Source organism: Hydrogenophaga sp. NH-16 (genome assembly GCF_004006415.1).
GTDB classification, from domain to species: domain Bacteria; phylum Pseudomonadota; class Gammaproteobacteria; order Burkholderiales; family Burkholderiaceae_C; genus Hydrogenophaga; species Hydrogenophaga pseudoflava.
In genome coordinates, this window is the sequence record NZ_CP029344.1 from 1,233,349 (window position 1) to 1,245,684 (window position 12,336).

The 12,336-nt window shown below is 62.6% G+C and carries 10 protein-coding genes, 1 tRNA gene and 1 pseudogene; 6 read left to right on the forward strand and 6 right to left on the reverse strand.

Annotated features, from left to right (window positions below):
- Nucleotides 1–328: 328 nt before the first annotated feature.
- From DD542_RS06025 to DD542_RS06040, 3 genes and pseudogenes are all read right to left on the reverse strand, one after another.
- Nucleotides 329–1,768, reverse strand: a pseudogene (locus DD542_RS06025) (type III restriction endonuclease subunit R); the annotation flags it as partial.
- Between the two features lie 1,485 nt (nt 1,769–3,253).
- Nucleotides 3,254–3,330: transfer RNA gene (locus DD542_RS06035), tRNA-Pro, on the reverse strand.
- Nucleotides 3,331–3,377: 47 nt separating this feature from the next.
- Complete coding sequence (locus DD542_RS06040; protein WP_079366786.1) at nt 3,378–4,307, reverse strand: polyprenyl synthetase family protein; 930 nt, start codon at nt 4,305–4,307, stop codon at nt 3,378–3,380.
- A 282-nt stretch (nt 4,308–4,589) separates the two neighbouring features.
- Here DD542_RS06040 and rplU point away from each other — a divergent pair, with 282 nt between their 5' ends.
- The 4 genes from rplU (at nt 4,590) to proB (ending at nt 7,542) form a co-directional block, all read left to right on the forward strand.
- A complete protein-coding gene (gene rplU, locus DD542_RS06045) occupies nt 4,590–4,901 on the forward strand; it encodes a 50S ribosomal protein L21 (RefSeq protein WP_066152961.1) in 312 nt (103 codons plus the stop codon).
- Nucleotides 4,902–4,914: 13 nt separating this feature from the next.
- Entirely contained in the window at nt 4,915–5,172 is a 258-nt protein-coding gene (rpmA, locus tag DD542_RS06050; protein WP_066152967.1) for a 50S ribosomal protein L27, read from the forward strand.
- A 99-nt stretch (nt 5,173–5,271) separates the two neighbouring features.
- Nucleotides 5,272–6,348 (forward strand): Obg family GTPase CgtA, encoded by a 1,077-nt coding sequence (cgtA, locus tag DD542_RS06055; protein ID WP_079366848.1) that lies wholly within the window; start codon nt 5,272–5,274, stop codon nt 6,346–6,348.
- Nucleotides 6,349–6,366: 18 nt separating this feature from the next.
- Nucleotides 6,367–7,542: a glutamate 5-kinase gene (gene proB / locus DD542_RS06060; RefSeq protein ID WP_127804451.1), complete on the forward strand. Its 1,176-nt coding sequence runs from the start codon at nt 6,367–6,369 to the stop codon at nt 7,540–7,542.
- A gap of 27 nt (nt 7,543–7,569) precedes the next feature.
- On the opposite strand, the gene DD542_RS06065 is transcribed toward proB, so the two are convergent.
- Nucleotides 7,570–8,208, reverse strand: coding sequence for an RNA pyrophosphohydrolase (locus DD542_RS06065; protein ID WP_079366788.1), 639 nt, complete (start codon nt 8,206–8,208; stop codon nt 7,570–7,572).
- A 175-nt stretch (nt 8,209–8,383) separates the two neighbouring features.
- Between DD542_RS06065 and DD542_RS06070 the strand changes: the two genes are divergently transcribed.
- On the forward strand, nt 8,384–10,129 hold the full coding sequence (locus DD542_RS06070) for a proline--tRNA ligase (protein WP_079366789.1): 1,746 nt from the start codon (nt 8,384–8,386) through the stop codon (nt 10,127–10,129).
- A gap of 73 nt (nt 10,130–10,202) precedes the next feature.
- Nucleotides 10,203–10,832: a lytic transglycosylase domain-containing protein gene (locus DD542_RS06075; protein ID WP_306292804.1), complete on the forward strand. Its 630-nt coding sequence runs from the start codon at nt 10,203–10,205 to the stop codon at nt 10,830–10,832.
- Nucleotides 10,833–10,844: 12 nt separating this feature from the next.
- Here the strand turns inward: DD542_RS06075 and DD542_RS06080 are convergent, their stop codons facing one another.
- Together DD542_RS06080 and grxD are read right to left on the reverse strand one after the other, a co-directional pair.
- Complete coding sequence (locus DD542_RS06080; RefSeq protein ID WP_066152988.1) at nt 10,845–11,849, reverse strand: AAA family ATPase; 1,005 nt, start codon at nt 11,847–11,849, stop codon at nt 10,845–10,847.
- A gap of 157 nt (nt 11,850–12,006) precedes the next feature.
- Complete coding sequence (gene grxD / locus DD542_RS06085; protein ID WP_066152991.1) at nt 12,007–12,330, reverse strand: Grx4 family monothiol glutaredoxin; 324 nt, start codon at nt 12,328–12,330, stop codon at nt 12,007–12,009.
- Nucleotides 12,331–12,336 lie beyond the last annotated feature (6 nt).

Below are 12,336 nucleotides of genomic sequence, written 5' to 3' on the forward strand. Positions count from 1 at the left end.
GCCCTGCAGTGTGGCGACTCTGGGAAGGGAGCGCCCAAGAGCGCATCAGCGCGGCACCTCGAAGTGTTTCGCGAAGTGAGCATGAGCCTGGCTGCTGATTTGTTCTGTCATTTTTCTCCCTTCGTCATCCCGATGCGTCAAAGCGATTGCTTGGACGATTGCGATGCCGATTCACGGCACTACCGCATCACGGCCTACGTTGACCCTGCGCTGTCGGCGCCTCACAATCGCACGCAACACGGCCCCTCTCGGTGTTCTCGCTTTCGAGCGAGTGCGCCGCTGAGGGGTTCTTTTTTCGCGGCGCCTGCTCGTAGGTTCTGTATCTCCCTCAAGCCTTTTGCTCGAATCGCAGGAAGGCGGTCAGTCGGTCCGACTCCTTGATTTCATCGTGCGGCGCCAGCAGGTAGCGCCACGGCTTGCTGCCGACCGTGGCCGCATGAGCTGACGCGTGCGAGCACCAGCGAACAGCGGCGGCGGCCTTTGACTTCACCTCGTCCGAGCTCAAGTCGTCCCGCTTCTTGGTCTCCACCATGAGGATCATCGAGTCGGTCTCCGCCACGAAGTCGGGGATGTATTCCGGCTGCTCACTGCCCAGCTTGTAGTAAATCTGGAACTGCCCTTTGGCGGGCTTGAACCACTTCAAAGCATCGCGTTCCAGGATGACCGCGAAGCGCCGCTCGGTGTCCGAGTCAAACTTCTGCAGTGGGTAGAGGCAGCGCGAGAAACCGCCGAACAACATCTGCTTGATCTTGCTCAGATCGGTCACCGTTTCACGGTAGTTATGTGCCGTCTGCCCGGCGACCGCCGTGTAGTTGCACGGCTTGAGTTCTGTGAAACCTCGGCTGACCTGCACCTCGTAGTCCGTGGCCTCTTCCCAGAAGTGGGCCATCATTTCGGCCCGGATCAGGCGGGCGAGCTCTGCACCATAGGTGTCGAACACTTCATGCAGCTCGTTTTCCGAGTAGTTCTGCGCCTGGTAGTGGGCTACCGCCTGACCGGCCAAGTCGTAGAGCAACTCGGCCTGTGTGAAGTAGTCGATGTCGTCGTAGTCGATCAGCTTCTTGACGATGTAGTCCTCGAAGCGCTGCTCCCTGATGCCCGCTTCACGGCTCATGGTGAACTGATGGTTCGTGCGCAGCTCTTGGCCGACGATCTCCCGTTGCCCCGGCTGAAAGTTGGGCAGTGAACCCAGCTTGAACGGGTGGAAGCCGGTGGTGACCTCCCCGGTAGGCACCACTGCTATTCGCGGAATGTCGATGGTTTGCTGAACCACGATCTCCGTGGTCTTGGACACGACAGCCGACAAATCAAGAGCCGGTGCGGCATCGTCCACTTCAGCCAGCAATTCCCCCTGGGCAGGCTTCAGTCGCTCTGTCACTTCAGCCAGGATGGCCGATTGCACCTCGGGGGTGAGCAGCGCATTGCTTGTCGGCACGAGGTCACGCTTCACCTCGTACTTGCCGATCACATCCATCACCACGCGAGCGGCTTGGCGCTCGCGCTCTGTGGTGAACACGGGCGCAGGCGCGGCGGCCGGTGCCGCCCCCGTGCTGACAGCACTGGTGGCCACGGGCGGGGGCTCCGCAAGACCCAGGCGGGCCATGGCGCCTGAGCTGACCTGCACGCTCACCTTCTTGTCGTCAGCGCTTGGTGCCTCCAGGATCACCTGCTTCAGGCGGATCGGTGAGTCGCCTCGGTTCGCCTCGTCGATGATCTCTTGGAACTTGTCGTGGGCCACGATGTTCAAGCGGTCCTGCACGCACGCGATTTGTTCGTCGAACGCAGCGATGTGTCTTTGTGCCTGCTCATCCGAAACGGGTTCGATGATGCTGCCCAGCAATTCCAACTGCCTTTGCTGCAGGGTGATGGGCTGTGGAACCGGGACGCCGCCAATGCTGAGGATGCCTGCCTGCACGTGCAGCCATGCCGAACCGACACGACGCTGAAACTCCCGCTCCTTCACTTTCCGACGCGGCAGGCCGGTCTGACAAAGGATGGAGTGATGGAAGATCAACTCATTCCAATCTGGTGGGTCTTGCGCGATGGCGGCCCCTGCTGCAAGCAGCTTGGCGTCACGAGCGCTGAGCGCCTTTGGTGGCGTATCTGGTAACAGAAGGCCATCTGCTCGCGGCGAGGACTTTGCCGCCCGAGCCGCTTGCGGCAAGTACTGCGTTCTAGCCGCAAGCGCCTGAGCATCTTCTCTGGAGACGCCGCGTGCGATCAACGCAGCGGCATACTCGGCACGGAGGGCCGCGTCGCCGTCGATAGGGGAGTCGTCAAGGGAGCTCATTGCTCACCTCCCTTGGCTGACGGCTGCGCTGTGTTGTTTTGCGCCCATCGAGCCCGCGACAGCTGCTCGGCTTTCGTTGGGCGGCCACGGGGGCGGCGCGGTGGTGGTGGTTCGGCGGGGCGAGTGGACTCGATCCACTCAAGAACATCGCGCTCGTACCAGCACAAACGGCGGCTATTCGGAAGCTTAAATGGCCGGGGGATCAGGTGCGCGTACTTGGCGTTGGTCGCGCACGTCCTGATGGTCGTTTCTGTCTTGCCAATAAGGGCGGCAAGTTGCTCGATGAACAGAATCCGTGGCAGATCGGCAGGCGGGGCCACGGGCGGCAACGAAGGAGCGATGCAAACGGGGGCGAATCCCTCTGCTACAGCTTGCGCGACCGGCTTGGGTGCGCTTTTTGACCGTGCGGGACGCGTTGAGTCGCCAGTACGGGCGACCGGAGATGATCTCGGCATAGGAGTCTCACAAGCAAGCGCGCTTGCGAGAGCCGGTGCTGTTGGTTGCGGCGCATCAAGTTCAGAAACTTGACGTTCTTCGCCGCACCTCACGGGGCCTTGATCACTTGGGCTTGATGACAGGTGTCGGTTGCGCTTGCGCACCTGCATCTACACCCTGGCGGGTACACGCCGAGCGTTGAGTTGCTCTCTCGACCAGGTTATCTCTCAGTTGGCCTGATCTCCCTGCCTCTCGCGCCTTGGGCTACACAGCGTTCTTGTAGGGCGCTAGGCAGGAGCGCTGTTGCGTCCACCCATGCATGACAGTATGGGGAAATTCACAGCACCGTCAAGCGGTAAGCCTGGGCCTCGCCAACCCACGGCGCGCGACCCAGTCAAAACCACATCGACTTGTTGGGCCATTCTTGGGCCATCGAGGGCCAAGATTTACTCTGAATCGGCATTCATGACGACCAAAAGCAAAAAAGCCCAAGTGCTTGATTCACTTGGGCTTTTTGGTCTTTTTGTCTGGTCGGGGTGAGAGGATTCGAACCTCCGGCCTCTACGTCCCGAACGTAGCGCTCTACCAGGCTAAGCTACACCCCGCCGAAGCGCGCGATCTGGTGCGAACCGATCTGCGCTGTTTTTTGTCTTTAGGAGCGTCGCTCCAACAAGTCAGCCGCCAATTGTAGCAAAGCCGAGCGGTACGGATTGTCAGGAAGCGTTCGGGCGGCCTCCATGGCTCGACGGGCCTCTTTCATGGCGCTCAATCGGGCTGCCTCAAGGGCGCCTGTTTCGCGAATGATGTTCTGGATGGCGTCCATATGCTCCACGTCGCCTTCAATGATGGCGGCTTGCAGGAGTTGTTGCTGTTCGGGCGACGCCTTTTTGAGTGCACAAATGATGGGCAGCGTCACTTTTCCTTCGCGCAGGTCATCGCCCAGGTTCTTGCCCAGCTCTTGGGCGTCTCCTTCGTAATCCAGGACATCGTCGATCACCTGGAACGCGGTCCCCAGTGCCTGGCCGTAAACGGCGCATGCGCTTTCCACCTCGGTAGGTGCTCCTGCAAGGATCGGAGCCAGTCGGGCGCTTGCTTCAAACAGCTTCGCGGTCTTTGACCGGATGACGCGCAGGTAGGCTGCCTCGTCGAGGGAGGGGTCGTGCATGTTGACCAGTTGCTGTACTTCCCCTTCGGCAATGACGTTGGTTGCATCGGACAGCACTTGCATGACCCGCATGTTGTTCACGTCTACCATCATCTGGAATGCGCGGGAGTACAAGAAGTCTCCCACAAGTACGCTGGGCGCATTTCCGAACCGTTCATTGGCAGTGGCGCGACCTCTTCGCAGCGTGGACTCGTCAACCACATCGTCATGCAAAAGGGTTGCAGTGTGGATGAACTCAACCACAGCGGCAAGCGTGTGACGGTGTGGATGGTCGCTCCCCAATGCCCCGCTGACGAGCAGAAGCAGGGCGGGGCGCAGCCGCTTGCCGCCCGCAGAGATGATGTACTGGGATACTTCCTTGACCAGGGGGACCTCGGAGGTGAGGCGTTCATTGATCACCAGATCAACGGCCCGCATGTCCAGCCGTATCAGGTCGAGAGGCGAGTCGTTGGAAGGGCTGGCTGGTGTCAAGATCGGCTACCGCGGTTCGGCTGAATGAAGTGCGCGGATTATAGGAACCGAGCAAGGTGTGCCTGATCGGCATGCCGTGTCCGTGTTGCGATCTTCAGGGTGCTCGTTTGAGGGGATCGTACTTCTTCCTGTCAGAAGGTGCGAGGGTGCTATAATTCGCGGTTCGGCGGAGGTTCGTCTGCCGAGTGCCAGGCAAATCCCTGCTGGCAACAACTTTATGAGGTTCCTATGTACGCGGTCATAAAAACCGGTGGCAAGCAATATCGCGTTGCTGCCGGCGAAAAAATTAAAGTAGAACAGATTGCTGCGGAAGTGGGCCAGGAAATCGTGATCGACCAGGTTCTTGCTGTCGGCAATGGCAGCGAACTCAAGGTTGGCACTCCCCTGGTCTCTGGCGCGACAGTCAAGGCCACCGTGGTGGCTCATGGTCGGCACGACAAAGTGCGCATTTTCAAGATGCGTCGTCGTAAGCACTACCAGAAGCGCCAGGGTCATCGTCAAAATTTCACCGAGCTGCAGATCGCTGCGATCGCTGCCTGAGGAGTAGTTTGAAATGGCACAGAAAAAAGGCGGCGGCTCTACGCGAAACGGGCGCGATTCCAAGCCAAAGATGCTTGGCGTGAAGGCATTCGGTGGTGAGTTGGTGTCGGCTGGTTCCATCATCGTGCGCCAGCGCGGTACCAAGTTCCATCCCGGTACCAACGTCGGTGTGGGCAAGGACCATACTCTGTTTGCGACTGTGGACGGGCATGTGACCTTCGCCACCAAGGGTGCACTGAACCGCCATACCGTGAGCATCACGCCGGTGTGATGCGGTGGCCCTCTCGGGCCACTGGCTGGATGGCAGCATCCCGTGGAAAGGCCCGCCGTTCGCGGGCCTTTTTTGTTTGATTTTTCGGAAGCGCTGATCATGAAGTTTGTGGACGAAGCCACGATCGATGTTGCTGCAGGCGATGGCGGCAACGGCTGCGCGTCGTTCCGGCATGAGAAGTACAAGGAGTTCGGTGGTCCGGACGGTGGGGACGGCGGCCGTGGCGGCCATGTCTACGCTCTTGCAGATGCCAGTCTGAACACGCTGGTGGATTTCCGTTACACGCGCCGTTTTGAGGCACAGCGAGGCGAGCACGGCAAGGGGTCCGACATGTTTGGCGTCAAGGGGGATGACATCGTCCTCAAGATGCCAGTGGGAACTATCATTTCCGACGCCGAGACGGGTGAAGTGCTGTTCGAGTTGCTCCAGCCGGGCGAGCAGATCACCATTGCCAAAGGAGGTGATGGCGGCTTTGGCAACATGCATTACAAGAGTTCCACCAACCGGGCGCCCCGGCAAAAGACGCCCGGGTGGCCTGGGGAGCGCCGCACGCTCAAGCTGGAGCTCAAGGTTCTGGCGGATGTCGGTCTGCTGGGCATGCCCAACGCGGGCAAGTCGACACTGATTGCGGCCATTTCCAACGCGCGCCCGAAGATCGCGGACTACCCTTTCACCACGCTGCACCCCAACTTGGGTGTGGTGCGCGTGGGGCCGGAGAAGAGCTTTGTGGTGGCCGATGTGCCTGGCCTGATCGAGGGAGCCTCGGAAGGAGCTGGTCTGGGGCATCAGTTCCTTCGTCACCTGCAGCGCACCCGGCTGTTGCTGCATCTTGTGGACGTGGCGCCGTTCGACGACACCGTGGATCCCGTGCAGCAGGCCAAGGCCATTGCGGCCGAGCTCAAGAAGTTCGATCCGGCGTTGTACGCCAAGCCTAGATGGCTGGTTCTCAACAAGCTGGATATGGTCCCGGCCGAAGAGCGGGAATCACGGGTGAAAGACATCGTCAAGAGACTCAAGCACAAGGGGCCGGTGTTCGAGATTTCAGCGCTCACCCGCGAAGGCTGCGAACTGCTGGTGCAGAAGATCTATGCTCACATTGCCAAGGTTCATGAAGACGCGCAGGCACCCGCTGTGGTGGACCCGCGCTTCGCAGGCAGTGATCAACAAACCGATTGACGAAACTTCGCTAAGAACATGGCAGATGTGGGAAGCCTCGCGACCGCTCCGATCAACGACCTGAGCGGTGTTCCACCGGTGGTGAGATCCGCGCGGCGCATCGTGGTCAAAGTGGGTTCCAGTCTGGTCACCAATGAAGGGCGGGGACTGGACGAGGCTGCCATCGGCCACTGGAGTCAGCAACTGGCAGCCCTTGTTCAAGATGGGCGTGAGCTGATCATGGTCAGCAGCGGTGCGGTGGCCGAGGGCATGAAGCGCTTGGGCTGGGCGAATCGTCCGAAAGAAATCAATGAGCTGCAGGCTGCGGCGGCCGTCGGGCAAATGGGGCTGGTCCAGATGTACGAGACCAAGCTGCGTGAGTGTGGCGTCGGCAGTGCGCAGGTGTTGCTGACGCACGCCGATCTGGCCGACCGCGAGCGTTATCTCAACGCACGTTCCACGCTGCTGACCTTGCTGCAGCTCGGCGTGGTTCCGGTGATCAACGAAAACGACACCGTCGTCAACGACGAGATCAAGTTCGGTGACAACGACACGTTGGGCGCCCTGGTGGCCAATCTGGTCGAGGCAGATGTATTGATCATCCTGACGGACCAGAAAGGGCTGTACACCGCCGATCCGCGCCGTGATCCCTCAGCAACCTTTGTGCATGTGGCGCGTGCTGGCGACCCACAGCTGGAGGCGATGGCCGGTGGCGCGGGTTCTGGCATTGGCAAAGGCGGCATGATCACCAAGATCCTGGCGGCCAAACGTGCCGCCGGGTCGGGTGCGTCCACCGTGATCGCGTGGGGGCGTGAGCCGCGCGTGCTGCAGCGCCTTTGTGATGGTGAGGCCATCGGCACCTGTCTGGTGGCCCAGACCGCGAAGCAGCAGGCGCGCAAGCAGTGGATGGCCGACCACTTGCAGATGCGGGGTGCGGTGGTGGTCGATGCCGGGGCGGTCGAAAAGATCGTGGGAGAAGGCAAGAGCCTGCTGCCCATCGGCATGACCGGCGTCGAGGGGGAGTTCTCGCGCGGCGACGTGATCGCGGTGCGGGGGGCGGACGGGCTGGAGATCGCGCGGGGTCTTGCGAACTACGCCAGCCCGGAGGCGCGCCTGATCTGCCGCAGATCGTCGGCAGATTTTGAACGCCTGCTGGGCTACGCCGCCGAGCCCGAGATGATCCACCGGGACAACTTGGTGCTCACGCGCACCTGAGCAGGGGATTCGGCCCAGGGGGTCGGTTCAGTCCAGGCCGGGACGAGGCTGGGCCTGGGGGTCGGGGTCGAAACTGGCGCCCGGCGGCAGTTCCATTCCGCCGGGGCACAGGCGGGGCAGCGCGTGCGGGATCTGTTCCGCGCCGGATCGTTGCGGTCGACCACCCGAGCGCAGGTAGCGGTTGCGGTGGTCGTTTTTGGGCAGGTAACGCGCCAGTTCGGTCAGCGCCATTTCGTACACACCACGCTTGAACTCGACCACCACATCGAGTGGCACCCAGTAGTCGTGCCAGCGCCAGGCATCGAACTCGGGATGGTCGGTGGCACGCAGGTTCAGGTTCCAGTCCTGCGCGACGAGGCGCAACAGGTACCAGATCTGTTTCTGACCTTTGTAGTGACCGCGGGCATCTCTGCGGATGAACCGGTCTGGCACTTCGTAGCGCAACCAGTCCCGCGTGCGGGCGACGATGCAGACATGTTCGGGCTTGAGCCCAACCTCTTCATGCAGCTCCCGGTACATGGCCTGTTCGGGGGTTTCACCCCGGTCGATGCCGCCTTGTGGAAACTGCCAAGAGTGGGATCGGATGCGCTTGCCCCAGAACACCTGGTTTCGCTGGTTGAGCAGAATGATGCCGACATTGGGCCTGAAGCCTTCTCTGTCAAGCATAATCAACCCCAAATTTTTGAACTGTCTGGATTATGCATCGCGCATGACAAATTGCGTACCAAACGCGATGCGGCATCGGCCCAACGCCGGGTAAACACCGACCGACGGAGCCGCTGCTCTCCAGCCCCATTCCGACCTGTCCCCATGCCTTTTCCACCTTTGTGGTGGTTCGCCCATGAAAGCTTCCCAGTTCCTCATCACCACCCTGAAAGAAGCCCCCGCCGATGCCGAGGTGGTGAGCCACCAGCTCATGACCCGTGCCGGCATGATCCGCAAGCTCGGCGCCGGCATCTACAACTACATGCCCATGGGGTTGCGCGTGATCCAGAAGGTGGAAGCCATCGTGCGCGAGGAGATGAACCGCGCCGGCGCGGTCGAAATGACCATGCCGGTCGTGCAGCCGGCCGAGCTCTGGCAGGAGACCGGCCGGTTCGAGAAGATGGGGCCGGAGCTGCTGCGCATCAAGGACCGGCATGAGCGCGACTACATCATTCAGCCGACCAGCGAAGAGGTGGTGACCGACGTGGCGCGCCAAGAGCTGCGCAGCTACAAGCAGCTGCCCAAGAACCTGTACCAGATCCAGACCAAGTTCCGCGACGAGCGCCGGCCGCGTTTTGGCCTGATGCGCGGGCGCGAGTTCATCATGAAGGACGCCTATTCCTTTGATCGTGACGAGGCCGGCGCCAAGGCCAGCTACCAGGTCATGGCGGCGGCCTATCGCCGCATCTTCGACCGATTCGGCCTGAAGTACCGCGCAGTGGCGGCCGACAGCGGTGCCATCGGCGGGGATCTGAGCGAAGAATTCCAGGTGATCGCGGCCACAGGCGAAGACGCCATCGTGTACTGCCCGGCCAGCGACTACGCGGCCAACATGGAGAAGGCCGAGGCGCTGGCGCCCGCGGGTCCGCGCCCGGCACCGGCCAACCCGATGGTGAAGATGCCCACGCCGGGCAAGAGCACCTGCGCCGATGTGGCCGAGTACCTGGGTGTGCCGCTGGCCACCACGGTCAAGTCGCTGGTGCTGGCGACCGACGAGCTCAATGAGGCCGGGGAAATCGTCAGGAGCCAGGTCTGGCTGCTGCTGCTGCGCGGCGACCACGACATGAACGAGGTCAAGGTGAGCAAGGTGCCGGGTCTGGACAAGGGCTTCCGCTTCGCAAGCATCCCCGAGATCGACGCGCACTTCGGCTGCAAGCCCGGGTACCTGGGGCCGGTCGGTCTGAAGCAGCCGCTGAAGATCGTGGCCGACCGCGAGGTGGCGGTGATGGCCGACTGGATCTGCGGTTCCAACGAGCCGGATTTCCACACCACGGGCGTGAACTGGGGCCGCGATCTGCCCGAGCCCGACCTGGTGGCGGATCTGCGCAACGTCGTTGAAGGCGATCCGTCGCCTGACGGCAAGGGGGCGCTGGCGATCGAGCGCGGCATTGAGGTGGGCCACGTGTTCTATCTGGGCACCAAGTACAGCAAGGCCATGAACGCGACCTTCCTGGACACCGATGGCAAGCCCAAGCATTTCGAGATGGGGTGCTACGGCATCGGCATCACGCGCCTGCCGGCGGCGGCCATCGAGCAGAACCACGATGAGCGCGGCATCGTCTGGCCCGACGCCATCGCACCGTTCACGGTGGTCGTCTGCCCGGTCGGTGCCGACCGCAGCGAAGCTGTGAAAGCCGCGGCGGACGAGCTCTACGCAGGCCTGCTGGCCGCGGGCGTGGACGTGATCCTGGACGACCGCGGCGAGCGACCTGGCGCGATGTTCGCGGACTGGGAGCTGATCGGCGTGCCGCACCGCGTGACCATCGGCGATCGGGGTCTCAAGGAGGGCATGGTCGAGTACCAGCACCGCCGCGATGCCGCTGCGACCAAGGTGCCGGCCGCCGAAGCCCTGGCCTTCGTCAAGGGTCGACTGGGCGCGTGAACGCCGAACGGCCGCTCCGAAGGCGTTCAGCCCTGCAGTGCGCAGCACGGAAGGTTGCTCGATGACCGCAGCCATGTCCTCGTTGGATCGCCGCCAGTGCCTGCTGCGTGCGGCAGCACTGGGCTCGGCCGGATGGCTCGGCGCAGGTCTGGTGCACGCGGGCGGTCAGGTGGAAGAGCCGCTGGCCGATTCGGTGCGCACGGCGCTCAGTTCGGCCATCGCCAACAGCGCGCCGCCGGTGCCCGAGTTCACCGACACCGAGAAGCGGCTGGCCTATTTGCGCTGGATGGGCGCGATGAGCGAGCGCCTCAAGAAGCGCAAGCCGGATTTCCAGACCCGCATCGAGTTCCTGCAGACCGTCTGGTACGAGACCCGTCGCGCCGGGCTGGACACGACCATGGTGATGGGGCTGATCCAGGTCGAGAGCGCGTTCCGCAAATTTGCCATCTCCCGCGTGGGCGCCCGGGGCTACATGCAGATCATGCCGTTCTGGTCGCGCCTGATCGGCGACGGCGACCCGGGCAAGCTGTTTCACATGCAGACCAACATCCGCTTCGGCTGCGTGATCCTGCGCCACTACCTGGACCGCGAGCGTGGCGACACCTTCATGGCGCTGGGGCGCTACAACGGCAGCCGTGGCCGCGCCGAGTACCCCAACGCGGTGTACGCGGCGGCCCGAAACTGGGTGCCTCCGGCCGCCTGAGGGCCAGAGCGCTCACTGCAGGAAACCGATCCTTGTCTTGCCGCTGCCCACCTTGGGCAGGTCCCCTGCTTCCACGCTGAACCGGTCCGCCAGGCGGGCGTTGCCAAAGGCCGTGACCAGCGCCCGACGCATCTCCCGCGGCGCCAGGGTGGCGAGCAAGTCCAGCACATCGTCGGCCGGCTCCGGGTCGAAGCGCTTGCCCCAGTCGTGTTCGCCCCGGATGCTGTCGTAGAGGTGGGCGGCGATGCGGCGAGCCGCATCGGGTGAGGGCGGCTGGATCTCAAACACGTTCATCCGGTTGAGGATGGGGTCGGGGATGCTGCGCTCGTCGTTGGCGGTGGTGACCCAGATCACCTGGCTGGCGTCGATCGGCACCTCCGCGAACTCGTCGATGAAGTTCTGCGCCGTGTCGTGCTCCAGCAGGCCGTAGAGCGCACCGAGCGGGTCGTACTGCGCGTCGGCCGCCGCCTTGTCGATCTCGTCGACCACGATCACCGGGTTGGCGTATTGGCCATCCACCAGCGCTTCGAACACCTTGCCGGGCTTGGCGCCCTTCCATTGCGAGGACGAACCCGACAGCAGCCAGCCGGCGGTCATGCTGCTCATGGGCACCAGGCTCATGCCGGTGCCCAGCAGGTCGGCGATCTGCCTGGCGAAGTGGGTCTTGCCGACGCCCGGCGGGCCGAGCAGCAGGATGGGGGTGACTTCCAGGCTGTCGTGGCTGTCCTGGCTCAGGGCCACATGGCGCTTGACGTCGTCGAGCACCTCGGTGAAGTTGGGCAGCAGGTCGTACAGCGGCGCCATGTCGGGCACGCCCGAAGGCTTGACGGCAAAACGCTGGGGACCCCGTTCGAGCATGCGCTGGTAGGTGTTGCGCAGGCCTTCGTGTTCGCGCTCGTTGCCGCTCGCCTGAAGCTGTTCGAGCTTGCGTTCGACCGCATCGGCACTGAACACGCTGCGCATCCGGGCGATGGGCAGTCCGAGGGTGGGGGAAGCGACCAGGCTGCTAGAGCTCATTCGGTTCTCCTGGAGGTTCGAAGGACAGCTTCATTCAAGCACAAGACGTGCCACTGCTCAACGTCGGAAAAGCCCTGTGGTTGCCACTCACCGTGAAGGATCGCACCCCGCAAAGCACAAAGCCACCCGAAGGTGGCTTTGCGAGGGGCTTGGCAGGTCAGGCCTGGCCGGAGATGGTTTTCTGCAGTTCGCCCGACTCGTACATCTCCATCATGATGTCCGAGCCACCGATGAATTCGCCCTTGACGTAGAGCTGGGGGATGGTGGGCCAGTTGCTGTATTCCTTGATGCCCTGGCGGATGCCGTCGTCTTCCAGCACGTTGACGGTCTTGAGCGCCTTGGTGTCCACGCCGCAGGCCTTGAGGATCTGGATCGCGCGGCCGGAGAAGCCGCACATGGGGAAACTGGCGCTGCCCTTCATGAACAGCACGATGTCGTTGGATTTGACCAGTTGGTCGATCTGGGTTTGCACGTCGCTCATGGGCTT